At 36.6% G+C, this 15,029-nt stretch carries 11 protein-coding genes and 1 pseudogene; 9 read left to right on the forward strand and 3 right to left on the reverse strand.

The window, feature by feature from the left end:
• Positions 1-51 precede the first annotated feature (51 nt).
• Positions 52-1,593: a 4Fe-4S dicluster domain-containing protein gene (locus tag KGF34_RS09205; RefSeq protein WP_252558819.1), complete on the reverse strand. Its 1,542-nt coding sequence runs from the start codon at positions 1,591-1,593 to the stop codon at positions 52-54.
• A 223-nt stretch (positions 1,594-1,816) separates the two neighbouring features.
• Here KGF34_RS09205 and KGF34_RS09210 point away from each other — a divergent pair, with 223 nt between their 5' ends.
• The 6 genes from KGF34_RS09210 to KGF34_RS11775 all read left to right on the forward strand — a co-directional run bounded on the left by KGF34_RS09210 (position 1,817) and on the right by KGF34_RS11775 (position 9,772).
• Complete coding sequence (locus KGF34_RS09210; RefSeq protein WP_252558820.1) at positions 1,817-3,295, forward strand: hypothetical protein; 1,479 nt, start codon at positions 1,817-1,819, stop codon at positions 3,293-3,295.
• 350 nt (positions 3,296-3,645) lie between these two features.
• Complete coding sequence (locus tag KGF34_RS09215) at positions 3,646-4,428, forward strand: polysaccharide ABC transporter (RefSeq protein WP_186936027.1); 783 nt, start codon at positions 3,646-3,648, stop codon at positions 4,426-4,428.
• Positions 4,429-4,430: 2 nt separating this feature from the next.
• Positions 4,431-5,162, forward strand: a complete 732-nt coding sequence (locus KGF34_RS09220; RefSeq protein ID WP_022235570.1) for an ABC transporter ATP-binding protein — start codon at positions 4,431-4,433, stop codon at positions 5,160-5,162.
• A gap of 10 nt (positions 5,163-5,172) precedes the next feature.
• Entirely contained in the window at positions 5,173-6,375 is a 1,203-nt protein-coding gene (locus KGF34_RS09225; RefSeq protein WP_252558821.1) for a CDP-glycerol glycerophosphotransferase family protein, read from the forward strand.
• Positions 6,376-6,382: 7 nt separating this feature from the next.
• Positions 6,383-7,393, forward strand: coding sequence for a stealth family protein (locus KGF34_RS09230; protein ID WP_252558822.1), 1,011 nt, complete (start codon positions 6,383-6,385; stop codon positions 7,391-7,393).
• 78 nt (positions 7,394-7,471) lie between these two features.
• On the forward strand, positions 7,472-9,772 hold the full coding sequence (locus tag KGF34_RS11775) for a CDP-glycerol glycerophosphotransferase family protein (protein ID WP_271229668.1): 2,301 nt from the start codon (positions 7,472-7,474) through the stop codon (positions 9,770-9,772).
• Positions 9,773-10,336: 564 nt separating this feature from the next.
• Here the strand turns inward: KGF34_RS11775 and KGF34_RS09245 are convergent.
• Positions 10,337-11,278 carry a DUF6591 domain-containing protein gene (locus KGF34_RS09245; RefSeq protein WP_252558823.1) on the reverse strand — a complete coding sequence of 314 codons (942 nt, stop codon included), beginning with the start codon at positions 11,276-11,278 and terminating at the stop codon, positions 10,337-10,339.
• Between the two features lie 306 nt (positions 11,279-11,584).
• On the opposite strand from KGF34_RS09245, the pseudogene KGF34_RS09250 reads away from it, so the two are divergent.
• Positions 11,585-12,076 (forward strand): annotated as a pseudogene (locus KGF34_RS09250) (transposase); the annotation flags it as partial.
• Between the two features lie 388 nt (positions 12,077-12,464).
• Here the strand turns inward: KGF34_RS09250 and KGF34_RS09255 are convergent.
• Complete coding sequence (locus tag KGF34_RS09255) at positions 12,465-12,674, reverse strand: helix-turn-helix transcriptional regulator (protein WP_022235564.1); 210 nt, start codon at positions 12,672-12,674, stop codon at positions 12,465-12,467.
• Positions 12,675-12,778: 104 nt separating this feature from the next.
• On the opposite strand from KGF34_RS09255, the gene KGF34_RS09260 reads away from it, so the two are divergent.
• Positions 12,779-13,753, forward strand: a complete 975-nt coding sequence (locus tag KGF34_RS09260; protein WP_022235563.1) for a hypothetical protein — start codon at positions 12,779-12,781, stop codon at positions 13,751-13,753.
• 24 nt (positions 13,754-13,777) lie between these two features.
• Positions 13,778-15,028 carry a DUF5050 domain-containing protein gene (locus tag KGF34_RS09265; protein WP_022235562.1) on the forward strand — a complete coding sequence of 417 codons (1,251 nt, stop codon included), beginning with the start codon at positions 13,778-13,780 and terminating at the stop codon, positions 15,026-15,028.
• Position 15,029 lies beyond the last annotated feature (1 nt).

A 15,029-nucleotide genomic window follows, 5' to 3' on the forward strand; every position in this document is an offset into this window, starting at 1 on the left:
AAAAAGGTTGACCTAAATTTATAAATCTAAAGTTTGGTGCGCTGACATAAATTATTCATTATTTTTATGAGAAAACTCATTGTAGAGGTTTTCAAGTTCGGGCAAAATGTCTACATACGGAGATTCGCAGGCGGTTTCAAATGGACTGCTCTTTTTACTCTTCAGGTTTTCTGCGGCAGATTTTTCGGGTACATTTATTGTGCCTGCACCTGCCACACAGCCGCCCGGACAAGCCATACCCTCAAGCAGGTATCCGTTATATTTGCCTGCTTTCGCCATTCTTAACAATTTCATACACTCGTCAAGTCCCTGTGCGTTTGCAATTTTTACTTCACGCTCAGGGTTCATTCTGTGTATTGCATTTACAACCGCTTTTGCAACACCGCCGCTTACGGCAAAACCTCTGCCGTCCGCACTTGAGAAAGAAAGCGGTTTTTCATCGGGTTCAAGCGCCGCAAAATCTACCTCTTTGGCGGCAAACATTCCCGCCACTTCTTCAAAAGTGAGCACAAAATCAATGTCACTTCTTATACTTCTGCGGCTTGCCTCAAGCTTTTTAGCCGCACAAGGGCCGATAAATACTACTCTGCAACCCGGATGATCCTGCTTTGTAAGTCTGCCTGTAAGTACCATAGGGGTGAGAGCCATTGAAATGTAAGACGCAATGTCGGGAAATGTCTTTTTAGCCATAACGCTCCATGCGGGACAGCACGAAGTAGCCATAAACGGCTGTTTGGCAGGCACTTCTTCCATAAAGTCTTTTGCCTCTTCAACGGTGCAAAGATCGGCTCCAACGGCAACCTCTACAACATCTTCAAAGCCGAGTGCCTTGAACGCATTTCTTATTTTTGTTGCGGGAAGTCCTGCAAACTGACCCGCAACGGCGGGTGCAACTGCGGCATAAACGGGAGTATCACTCTGTAAAGCCTTTATTGTTTGGAAAATCTGGCTTTTGTCAACAATTGCGCTGAACGGACAGCTTACAAGGCACATTCCGCAGCTTACGCATTTGTTGTAGTCAATATCCGCTCTGCCGTATTCATCACTGTGAATTGCTTTCATACCGCAGGCAGCTGCGCAGGGGCGCTCCTGCTTTATAATTGCATTGTAAGGGCACGCACTTTGGCACTTGCCGCACTTAATGCATTTTTCTTCGTCAATAAAAGATTTGCCGTGCACGATTGAGATAGCGCCTTTCGGGCAAACCTCGGTACAAGGGTGTTCAAGACAACCTTGACAGCCGTTGCTTACGAACACACGCTTTTCGGGACAGCTGTGGCAAGCGAACTTAATAATATTAATCAGCGGCGGTTCATATACCTTTTCGTCAATCATACTTTCTTCAACGCCTGTCGAAATAGGCGCTTGTTCATCTGCCGACAACAGGTTAAGTCCCATGGCAAGGCGCAGTCTTTCACCTACAATGGCACGCTCAAGGAAAACGCTTTCTCTGTAAGTGGAAATCTCGCCCGGGATAATTTTGTAAGGCAGACTTTCAAATTTAGAATAATCACCGCCCTCGTACGCAAAACGAGCAACTTCGGTAAATATCTGCTGACGAATTTTAGTCTTTGAAGAATACAATCCTCTCATAATTAAAACTCCCGTTATTTCATATTTTTTCTGTTTAATGCAAAAATTCAATTATTTTGCAAGTTTATTCGATACATTTCAATAAAATTATACAACAGCGGCTAAAATATTTCAACAACAATTTTGTAAATTTAATAGCAAAATATTCTAAAAATGCATTGACTTTTGTTTATTTTTGATTTATTATAGCAGTGTATAAACATAAATATAGGAGAACTTTATTATGAAATGTCCAAACTGCGGATTTGATTGCGAGGGCAACTTTTGCACAATGTGCGGAACTTCGCTTAAATCACAATCACCACAAACCGAAAATAAACAGAACCCATATAAAAATATTGAGAACAAACAACCCTTAAACAATTCTGCATCGGCAGAACAAAACCAAAATAATACAAATTATGCCAACACTGCACAACAGAATAATTATCAAAATGTTCAGGCTCAACCGCAGCAAAGTAATTTTTCGGGTACACAGCCTCAACAGCAGACGAATTTTTCTTATATTCCACAGCAAAGACCAAACGGTTTTGTAAATGTTCCCGTACAGGGGCAGAACGGAGTTGCGCCTATTCCCACACAATCGCCTGTACCTAAAAAGAACAGCGGCAGAACAGGAAAAATTGTTGCCGCCTGCATACTCGGCGGAGTAATTTTGGCAGGTGTGGTAATTGTAATAGTGTCTGCCATAGTAAACAGTCTCGATTTACAACTGTCGGAACCCACAGATGTTGATAAAATTGACTCTACTCAATACAAAGTAGGAGAGAAAGCCGAAACATTGTTTGGCGGCATAACAATGACCGATATTCAAACAGGTGCTTTTTCGTTAGAGTCAATGACATCCTCATATGATGCTCCGAAAGAGTATAAGTTTGATTTTTATGTTGAAAATACCACCGACGATGATTTCACAATATCTTTTGATGATTTTAATGTTACCGTCAAGGACAGCAGTATGAATTATTCGTTTACAAATGTCAGCGTTGACGGAAATCCCGATAAACTCACAATAAAACCGCATACAAGCGACACATTTACCATATATCGCTGTGATTCAAATCGTAAAGAGGACGGCAGTTTGAAGATAAACTATAATTATGAGTGCGGCGATAGTAAAGGCAAGGTTGTTTTTACAAAGAACTGCGATAAAATTTACAGCAGTTTATTTGAAGAGGCAGATACCGATTTCGGTACTGTAAAAGTAACTGATGTAACAAAGCCGAGCACAAAATATATTTATGATACCTATATTAAGGGCAGTAACCTGCAAACGGGCGGCGCTACATTAGATGAAAGCGATTTTGACGACAGCGTTGCTTATGATACGGAAACCTTTGCGATATATGAATTTACCGTTAATGCCGATAATTTCAGTAACAGCGGCAAAAAAGTATATTTAAAGGAAATTTCAGCGTCTGAAGACACAGATGCGGACATAGTTCCTTATGACGGACTGTCTTCCGATTATATTATTCCGATTGCGGTTGTAAGCGACAATTATAAATATTTTATCAGTGATTATGATTCTCAAAGTTTGAATTTAATGATTGACAGTGATAAAACAACTACATTTAAATACATAGCGGCTATCAGAAAAGACAGCGATTATTATTTTAATATGAGCTTTAAGTTTGACAACGGAAACACCGTAATTACAGAAACAAGCGTTGACGAACTTGAAGAAAATATCAATAATTAATGTAAATTGAATAAAAAATAAATGACCGTAAATCCGATAAAGATTGCGGTCATTTTTTAATCGGGCAAAGTTTTTAACATTATATTATAATTATGTTAAAAACTCTGTGCCGAATTAAATGTAACAATATTGTAAAGTATAATTTGTATAATAATTCTTTTTTTAAGACATTGTAAGTATTATGTGTATTATTTGCAAATTCTTTAACAGAAAAATTGCAGAAAAGCTCTCAAAATTCGTCACACGAAAAATACACAATACTTGAAATATTGACAGTATAATGATATAATTCAAGATAGGTTATTATGTGTCAGAATGAAATTTTATGATTTGGAAGTGAGTTATTAAAGATGAGCAGATTTTTTAAGGACATCAAAAAATTCTTTAACTACACGGTATTTTCTTCAAAGGCGGAACTTAAGTCCGAAGTAGCGGGCTCTTTCTTGAGCTGGCTGTGGTGGATTCTTGATCCGTTCTTCTTTATGCTTGTGTATTCGTTTATCGCAATCCTTGTATTTAAGAGCGGCGAGCCGTATTTCCCGGTATTCGTATTTATCGGTCTTAACTGTTGGCAGTTCTTCAGCAAGGTTGTTAAAAGCTGCGTAAAAGTCGTGCAGTCCAAAAAGATGATTGTCACGAAAGTTTATATACCTAAGCACATATTTATTCTTGAAAAAATCGGTGTTTACGGTTTTAAGATGCTCGTATCCTATGCTCTTACGGTTCTTTTGATGATTATTTACCAAGTGCCTTTGAGCTGGCGTATGTTCTGGGCACTGCCGATTATGGCCCTTTTGGTGGTAATCACATTTGCTTGCAGTACAATTATGCTCCACTTTGGCGTATTTGTTGAGGACTTGCTCAATGTAATTACTATTGTGCTACAGCTCGGATTCTACATTTCAGGTATTTTCTATTCAATCGAAAATAAACTTGACGGTATTTTGGGTGAGCTTTTGATTAAATGTAATCCGATAGCTCTTATTATCTGCGATTTAAGACGAGTGCTTATTTATAATCAGGATCCACACTGGGTAGCATTGCTTGCGTGGTTTGTTGTTGGCATCGTTATCAGTGTTATTGGCATCAGAACGATTTATAAGCACGAAAACAGCTATGTAAAGGTGATTTAATTATGGGAGAATCAGCAATTTCAGTCAGAAATGTTAAAATTAAATACAGATGTTTTAAAAAGGTTTCGCTTTTAAAGTCTATTTTTGCACCGAGAAAGAATAAGAAAATTGAGTATTTTGAGGCTGTAAAGGGTGTTTCTTTTGAGGTTGAAAAGGGTCAGATTTTGGGTATTGTCGGCAAAAACGGCAGTGGTAAATCAACCCTTTTAAAAGCTATAGCAGGTATTTTCTCGCCTGACGAAGGCGAAATCGACCTTCACGGTCATTCGATTTCCTTGCTTTCAATCGGCGTAGGCTTTCAGAATAAATTAAGCGGCAGGGAAAATATTTTCCTTTCGGGTATGCTTTTAGGCTTTGAAAGACCGCAGATTGAAGAAAAACTCGACGAAATCATTGAATTTTCCGAACTCGGTGACTTTATTGACCGCCCTGTAAAGACATATTCAAGCGGTATGTACTCTAAACTTGCGTTCTCAATTACGGCGATTCTCGAAACCGAGATTATGCTTATTGATGAGGTCTTGAGCGTTGGTGACGCAAAGTTTAAGAAGAAGAGCTACGAAAAAATGCGTAGCCTTATTATGAACAAAGACAGAACCGTTGTTATTGTATCGCACAGCTCCGACACACTCAGAAAACTCTGTGACAATATTCTTTGGCTGCACGATGGCGTAGTAAAGATGCAGGGCACTACCGAAGAGGTGCTTCCTTTATACGAAGAGTTTATGTCTTAACGGTGGCGGTATGTCAAGATTTTTTGAAAAACTCAAAGATGTAAAACCGAGAGATATACTGCATATTTTTCTGTTTATATTTGCCTTGCCGATTGCACTTGTGTATAAAATTTTCAGAAAAGATTTATGGCTTGTGTGCGATAACGGAGTGGAGGCAACGGACAACGGATTTTGCTTTTTTGAATATGTGTGCAAAAATCACCCCGAGCAGGACTGCGTTTATGCGGTGTATAAAAACAGCGTTGATTACGAAAATGTCAAAAAAACCGGCAAAACCGTAAAGTACGGCAGTTTTGCCCACTGGATTTTATATCTTACCGCAAAGGTAAACATCAGTTCTCAAAAGGGCGGAAAGCCGAACTATGCCGTATGCTATCTGCTTGAGGTTTACGGAATTTTGCGCAACAGCCGTGTGTTTTTACAACATGGGGTAATTCTTACAAATATTGATTTTCTTTATTATAAAAACACAAAAATGAGTATGTTTGTCACCAGCACATACAGGGAATGGGAGTATGTAAACAATAATTACGGTTATCCCGAGGGCACTGTAAAATTACTCGGACTTCCCCGCTGGGACAAGCTTCACGATTTTAAAACAGTGCCGAATCAGATACTTATTATGCCGACATGGCGTGACTGGATCGGTACAGACGCACTTTCAAAAAGCATTGAAGATGATAAAAAGGCTTTTTGCGAGAGCGATTATTTTAAAAATTGGAGTAAAATAATCAACAGCAAACGACTTGAAGAAATTTGCGAAAAGTACGGCTGTACTGTTATGTTTTACCCGCACAGGGATATGCAGAGATTTATCGACTGCTTTTCAAAGAGCAATCCGTACCTTACAATCTGCAAATATCCCGAATACACCGTGCAGGAGCTTATGAAAAGCTCGGCATTTATGATTACCGATTACTCAAGCGTACAGATTGACTTTGCTTATATGAAAAAGCCGCTTGCGTATTTTCAGTTTGATTATGAAAGATTTTCGGAGCAGCACTACGGCAAAGGTTATTTTGACTATACTGAGGACGGATTTGGCCCTGTTTATAACGAAGAACAGGAACTTATGAACTATATAGAGCAGATGGCACAGCGTTCGTTTGCGAACACAGAGCTTTATTTAAACAGACACAAGGAATTTTTTGACTTGTACGATACGGAAAATTCAAAGAGAAATTACGAGGCTGTCAAAGAAAGATGGCCGTGAGGTATGTATGGAAGAGAAAAACACAAACCCGATTGATTTTGTAATAATTTGGGTTGACGGCAACGATAAGCAGTGGCAGGAGGAAAAAGCCAAGTATGACGGCAAAACGGTCACCAATGCCAACAGTGAAGTTCGTTTCAGAGATTGGGACAACTTGCAGTATTGGTTCAGAGGTGTGGAAAAGTTTGCCCCTTGGGTAAATAAAATTCACTTTGTCACCTGGGGACATCTGCCGAAGTGGCTTGATACAACAAACCCAAAACTTAACATTGTAAATCATAAAGATTACATTCCGTCAAAGTATCTTCCTACCTTTAATTCACATACTATTGAGCTTAATTTGCACCGTATAAAGGGACTTTCGGAACAGTTTGTGTATTTTAATGACGATATGTTTATTACCGCACCGACTAAACCGGAGGACTTTTTCAAAGACGGTATGCCTTGTGACACATTTGCGCTTGACTGCATTTGTTTTAATAAGGACAGCGCAGGTTTCTTTAACGGTGCGGATGTTTCTATCATTAACGACCATTTCGATAAGGAAAAAGTCTTTAAGCGTGACTGGAAAAAGTGGTATAGCGGTAAGAACGGAATGAAAAATCATTTAAAAACTACGCTTTTGTTGCCGTGGCATTGGTTTCCGGGCTTTTACTATCAGCACACTCCGTCGAGCTTTATGAAAGCGACTTTTGAAGAAATTTGGGAAAAAGAATACGATGCGCTGGATTCTACCTGTATGGATAAATTCAGAAAAACAGGCAATGTAAACCAGTGGCTTATGAAGTTCTGGCAGTTGGCGGCAGGCAATTATACAGTCCGCAGGGACAGCTTTGCATACTGCTATCATGTCAAGGAGTATAATTATCCCGATTTGTGCAGGGATATTCCTTCACAAAAGCATAATATGATTTGTATTAACGATACAGCCGAAACTACGGATTTTGAGGTGAAAAAGCAGGGCGTCATTGACGCATTTGAAAAACTTTTGCCTGAAAAATCAACTTTTGAGCTGTAATTTCAGTTTATTTAATTTGCATTTTGCGGTTTCGGTAAAATTACCGAGGCATAAACCATATACTAAAGGAGTAATTTGATGGGTAGAAATTTTATATGGCTGTTTGGCGAAAATCTTGCCGCAACCTCAAATAATAACTCATATTATTTTTGGAAACAGGTAGTACGCCGCAGGGATGGTATAGACAAGTACATTGTGCTTGAAAAAAATGCCGCCAATAAAGAAACCTACGCCTCTCTTTCTGACAAAGAAAAGAGTTTTGTTGTTTGGAAAAACACAGTAAAGCATTTTAAGATTTACTTAAATGCCGATATGTACTTTGTTTCTTTGAGTTACAAGGATATTACTCCTACAAAGCTTGGCTTTTTTAAGACAGACTTTTTCATAGAAAAGCCTCTTATTTACTTACAGCACGGCACGCTTGGCATTAAAGCTATTGAATATAAGGGCTATGGCTACAATAATAATATGTTCCGTTTTTTGTATTACAACAAGAACATTAAGCCCACTCTTATGGATTACAATAAATTCAAAGATTATCAGCTTTACTACGGAATTTATCCGCCACGCTACATTGAGCTTGTAAAGCGCCACAAGGCATACCATGCACAGCCGCAGAACGGCAAGAATATACTTTGGTTTATGACATGGAGAGAGTACCTTGGCGACAACTATATGACACAGATGCTTATGCATCAGATTAAGGGTGTGCTTTCAAGCCAAAAACTTGCCGATTATCTTGATAAAACAAATTCAGTTTTTACGGTTTGTTTGCACCAATTTTTTGATGAAGAGAAAATCGAAGAATTTAAGGAATGTGCAAAGACAGACAGAATCAAGTTTATTCATTCGCACAAAACAGATGTGCTTGACGAACTTGCGAAAAATGATGTTCTCATTACAGACTATTCTTCGGTAGGCTTTGACTTTACGGTGCTCAATAAGCCTGTAATTTTGTATCAGCCTGATTTGAAGAATTACCTTGCAAAGCGTAACCTTTACTGCGAGGTAGAGGAGCTTGAGCAGTGCTCTTACACAAAGGCAAGACAGCTTGTTGACGCTATTGCCGACGAAACCTATACGATAAACCCGTTCTTTAAGTCAAGACTTCCGGAAGAGATTGACTATGACTTTATAGAGAGCGGCGCTCATATTGACAGAATGTATGAGGAATTTTCTGCAATTCAGAAGAATAAGGTAACATTCCTCGGTTATAACTTCTACGGTGTAGGCGGTACGGTTTTTGCTACCCGTTCGCTTGCGGAGGCTTTGCTTGAGAAAAACTATCTTGTAGAGCTTTTGTCGCTAAAGTGCACCGCAAAGCCAAAGGAAATGCCTTACGGATTGCAGCTTACAGCATTGTATAAGGCAAATTCACGCAGAAAGATTGAACTTTTAAAACGTGGCTTCTTTAGATGGAAAGGACTTTACGGTCACCTTGACTGCGATTGCAGCAGACAGAATCTTTCTCCGTATGCAGGTATGGCAATGAGAAAGAAACTTGAGAATATAAACAGTAAGACTGTAATTTCAACAAGAGAATCTCTCCACCTTTTCCTTAATGACGCTACTTCTGAAAAGATAGAGGAGAAAATCTATTTCTTCCATTGTACAGCCGCACTTGTAAATGAGCTTTTCCCCGACATTGTTAATAAAATGGAGAAAATCGACATCGGCAAGGCTGTATTTGTAAGTGAAGAAAACCGTCAGCTTTACATTGATAAATTTAATTTTAAAAACTATAAGGATTATATCGTGCTCGGCAATACTCTTGAGTCAAGCCGAAGTGTGGCAAGAGAGGACATAGGAGCAGAAGAAGAGGACGATAATAAAAAGAAAGTTGATGTGCCGGAGCGTGATTACTTCCTCGGTATGTATCTGTTGAGAATCAGCCATGAGCGTGAGGCTGACATTAACAATCTTATCGGCTTTGCCAAGTATCTTAAAGAGCAGAATGTTGATGACATTGTAATTGATGTTTACGGTACGGGCGACTATCTTAACGAATTTCTCGATAAGATTTTTGATAACGAGGTTGAAGATTATATTTGTTATTGCGGCGAAACTTCTAATCCGAAAAATCAGATGAAAAATCACGATGCGGTTGTTGACTTTACTCTCAACCATTCATTCGGTATGCCGTATATTGAGGCTATCCTCAACGGAAAGATGGTTTATTGTACAGAGAACACAGGTTCAAGGGAAGTTCTTAACGGCATTGAAGGCTGTATTTATACTTCGTATGCAGACTTGCTCGATAAGATTCGTAAGTTCCCACAGGTTACGGATGACCAACTCAGAAGTAACTATGATAAAATCAGTAAGGTATATTCGAGAGAGGTTCTCGGCGAGAAATTTGTTGATTTTCTTGAAAAATAATTAATAATTAAACGGCAACACTTTGAAATTAAATTCATAAGTGTTGCCGTTTTTGATTGAAATAAGGTTCTTTATCAAAAGTTGGGGTAATTTATGGTTTAACTCACAGTTTAGCCAAGCAATTATAAAAGTTTGGTCGACCTTTTCAAAGGTCGTGGGTGTGGGCAAAGCCCACAAATACTTTCCGTTTATGCAATCTAACGATAGCCAAACAGCTCGCTGTTTGGCGGCTTGAACACAACGGCGAAAGGCTTTGCGATAGCAACTAAAGAAAATATACTTTATTTCATAGTCAGCGCAATGCGTTGACTGTTTTTGTTTATATGGTTGCCGCCTGTTTTGTTAAACTTTCTTTCACGCACACTGACAGCAAGCAGTCAGTGTATAATAATTTGTTATAACATAAGACATTATGGGCTCTGCCCAAACCCGCAAGCCTTTAAAAAGGCTTGACCTAAATTTTAAAATTATTTAGCTTCAACAGTGCGATAAACCATAATTTGAAATATAAAATTAACATAATAAAAAAAGGAACCTTGTACAAGATTCCTTTTAGTGTATTGTTTATTCTGACGGAGCATCAATGGTTACGGTCATATAATCGTCATCTTCTTTGTATGAAAGATATACATTATAGCCGTCTTTATCATCTGCGGAATAATAGCCCTCATAACTGCTTTCGTCAACGGTAAAGCCGAGTTGCTTGCATTTGTCAACATATTCGTTAAATTGGTCTAAAGATAAACCGTAAGCCTCAAATCCAAAAGAATCTTCATTATCTATGGATTTCTTTACCACCTTTACATCAGGCTTAGGAATTTTTGTGCCGAGTTCCGATGTGGTCCAATAATATGCCTCTTCGGTATTTTCATCTTCTGAATATTTTTTAGTGCTGAAATCATAATATGAAGTGTAGATTTTATTGTCATTAATGTATTTTATGGTAGCAACATCGGGTTCAACCAAATTAAAGTGATTTATGTCTTTTAAATAATAAATACCGCTGTAATAATAGCAGTTTATATTTTTTGCGGATTCTCCGGGTTCAACAATTTTTTCGGTTTCTGCGTGCATAGAAATATCCCTTTGCTTTAATTCGGAAATATCATCATCACTCATTGAAAATTTATCTTTAATCTCGTTGTAGAAATTTTCCTTGTCCTCTTCCGTTACCGAGCCTTTTTCTTTAAATGTCATTTCAAAATCCGTAACTGTATATTTTGAATTGTTTGTATAGTCTAAAAGAACATATTTTTCACCGTCAACAATTCCTTGATCTACATTCCATGCAATATCATCAATTTTAATTGTTTCTCTCTTCTTTGCCGGTTGTTTTGTCTGTGATACAGCAGATGCATCATCGCTTGTTTGACTTGCAACGCCCTCACTGCCTGTCGAAGCCTGCGGTGCTCCATTGTCGGAGCATCCGGCAAAAACTATTGTAGCAGACGCCGCAACAATAACAGCTATAAATGTACATAAATTTTTCTTAACGGTATTTTTCATAATTATGACCATTCCTTTCCGCCTTGCTACAAGGCGCAAAAATAAATGAAAGCAACTTGTAGTAAAGCTATGTAAAAATTGTTAGAATGTACTTGAGAAAGCAAACACACTACAGAGCACGAAGAGGTGAGTAGGTTCAGCGTATACTGAACTGAATATTTATGTGTGTCGGATGCTCTTTCAAGCACAATTAATTAGGGCATTGAACCCTGTAAACTTATCTTTGGAGAGATATACTACTCAATCTTTCAGTGAGCATCTAATCCCTGTTTGTTTTCTCAAAATATTAATTTTGAGGGATGTGTTATGTTAAAAATCGTTTATCCTGTTTGCTGTGAAATAGATGTCCACAAAACCTTTATCTATTGTTGCATTGCAACTACCGACAACAAGGGTATTACCACCTACAAAAGCAATCGTTTTTCGACTTTTACTAATCAACTGAAACGATGTGCAACTTGGCTCAAAGAGAAAGAATGTAAGGATATTTGTATGGAATCCACGGGCAAATATTGGATTCCTGTTTACAACATTCTTGAATTGTCCTGCAATATTGTTTTGACTCACCCAAAATATGTTAAAGCAATTAAGGGAAAGAAAACTGACAAAAGGGATGCCAAATGAATTGCTGACCTTTTTAAGCATGATTTAATTAACGGTAGCTTTATTCCTCCGGCTGATATTCATCAGTTAAGGAATTTAACCCGTTATCGAAACAAGCTAACTAATTTTATTGTCGGTGAGAAAAACCGTGCGCAAAATTGCCTGACTGTTTCCAATATCAAATTAGATGATGTTTTCATTTTATGGCTTGACTTTTATTTGCAGGACTCCTTAATGTAAATCCGTTGACATTATTATATAAAAATAAAAATAAAAAAGTGTATGCTGTCAGCATACACTAAGAAAATAAAAAAACTTATTTGATTGATAAAACTTAAATCTTTGGATTATGGTTTCTGTTCTAAATATTGGGTAACAATAATACATTATGGTTTAGCACACGATTTAAGCCAAATAATTAAAAAAGGTTGACCAAACTTTTATAATTGCTTTGTTTAAATATTTTGTTAAACAATAATTTATTACATTTACATTAAATATAAAAATTAACATAATTACAATAAAATGTTTAAAAAGCTGTCGCCAAATCTTTCGGTTTGCGACAGCTTTTTGCATATAAAAATTAATCGGTTGTATCTTTCAATTCTAAAATGTAGTCGGCAGAAACTTTGTACAGCTTTGCAAGAGATATTAAAACCTCCGAGGGAATATCCCTGCTGCCGCATTCGTATCGGAAATACTGCGGTTGCTTCATTTGCAAATAATCGGCTACATCTTTTTGCGTTAAATCGTGATCTTCCCTTAATTCTCTCAATCTTTTATAGTAATGCATTCTATCACCCTTTTTATTATTTACTATTGACAGAATAACATTAATTGTGATAAAATCTTTATATAATAACCATACGGTTATAAATTCGAGAGAGGTATTGCGGTATGAGTGAACTTCAACGAGGAATACAAACCATCTATAATATGGAACAGAATATTTATCTTATGCAAAATGTATTAAATGATTTAGACGGACAAATATCAAGACTTGGAAAACAAGAACACTTTTCTGAACCTGAAAAAAGAACGGTTTATGCCGATTTTGATAATTATATCGGAAAAAGTGCAGGAGCAAGTGTTTTGATAGCTTTCATCATAAGCATAATAAATATTTTTATTAAATTAGAAAAAGCAGGAGGAGGAGCCTTAAGCGGTGCTAAATTTTCGGCATTGGGCAGTGGCTTGGTGTTTGGCTTTTGGTGTTTTGTAATTGCGATTGCAATTGGTTTAATTATAGGCAGTATTATTACTTTTGCAAAGAAATCGGAACAACAAGACAGAGCAAAGAGAAAGTATGAAAGAGCATATAAAAACTATCTTGAAAAAATAGATAATGATACCGCAAGGGTAAATGCAGAATTGGCTGAAAAGAGAATACTTATTGCTAAGAGAAATATGCTGAAACAAAAGATGAGCGAGTCCGGCAGATTATTGTATGATATGTATTTAAAAAGCGGCATTGATAAGAATTATTGGGGAATTATTCCTATAGGATATATGAATGAATTTTTAAGACTTAAAATTACCGATCACCTTGGCGGTACCGACGGATTATATTATCTTGTAAAAAGAGAAATAAAAACAGACAGATTACAATATACAGTAGACGAGATAAACAGTAAGCTCGATACTATAATCGATAATCAAAGCAGAATTTATAGTGATTTATTAGATATGAAGAATAAAGGGGATAGGTTAATCAGAGAAACTGTAAGGAAAGCAGAAATTGAATCAAAAAATAATCGCACATTAAAGAAAATTGAGTGCAACACAGCATTGGACGCATATTATTCACAACAGGCTCAGGCAGAACTTAAATATATGAATGATATGAATATAATATTTAGAAAATGGTCGTAATAAATTATTGAGGAGAGTGCAATTATGAAAAAGAAAAACAAATTATTCGCTTTATTGTTATTGCCTGTAATAGGTATGACTGTGATTTCGGGTTGTTCGTCAGCCGAAAAAACATCAACAGGTAATGAAGTTGTTGTTAATAATAATGGCAATGACTATTATTTAGATGCAGGTATAATAGTTAATTTAGGCAAAAACGGAGAGTTAAGTGCTGTTGGTTGTGAAGCGACTGAAGACAATAATAATGTACAATATGTTGATAATATTGCACCTGAAAAACTAAGTAAATATAAAAGTGTGTATATAAATAATGCTATATATTGTGTAAAAGAAAGTAATTTGTATAAATACACTTTTACCGATAATAAAAACATATTAAAAAAAGAAGAGATTACTATTAATTCAGATGCTTTTGCTGATGAGTATGGTTCAAAATTAATATATGATTTAAAAACTGACGGACAATACCTATACTTTATTATTAAACCGTCTATGGATTATATGAGTGCTGTTTCAAAAGATAGCTTATATAAAATAGGCAAAATGAGTTTTGACGGTAAGGAAGTAGATTGGTATGATGTTGTTGCATCTTCATATACAATAGATGACGGATATATTTATTATTTTAATAACGGATATACTCCTGACGGTGGCAGTTACAGTTTTAATTTTGAAAATTCAGGTTTATATAAAATGAAGCTTGACGGTTCTGGCAAAGAATTGATGTATAATGATTTTGAACCGGAAAGTGATACTAAAAATCAGTTGTATTTTTATGATTTAAAAGATATGAAAGTGTATGGCGATTACCTTTATTTTGCGAATTACTCGTCTAAAGGAGAAAATAAAGTCTGTCGTATAAAGAAAGATGGCTCGGATTTTGAAACCGTAAGTAAAAATTCTGCATACAGTTTATCGTTTGATACAGAAAACAATAAATTATATTATATAGGAAGAGGTGATAATACCGGACTTGCTAAACGAAAATGCTATGAAATATTGCTTGATACTTTTGATGAAACAGAGTTGTTTGAGATTGGGATAAACGAACCTGATGTTTATTATTATAATAATTATTTGTATTTAAATTATGCAGATACTGCACTTGCGGCTGATATTTCATCGGTTTCATCGGTTATGATAGGAGAACGATATGATACAGTGAACAAAAAGTTAGAATTACTCTATGGACACTATAATAAACAGGAAATAAAAGACGGCATATTTACTACAATTAAATATGATGGTCCGTATCTTGAGTGGAAGAGCGAATAAA

It is taken from the genome of Ruminococcus sp. FMBCY1, assembly GCF_023921805.1.
In the GTDB taxonomy this organism is placed as follows: Bacteria; Bacillota; Clostridia; order Oscillospirales; family Acutalibacteraceae; genus Ruminococcoides; species Ruminococcoides intestinale_A.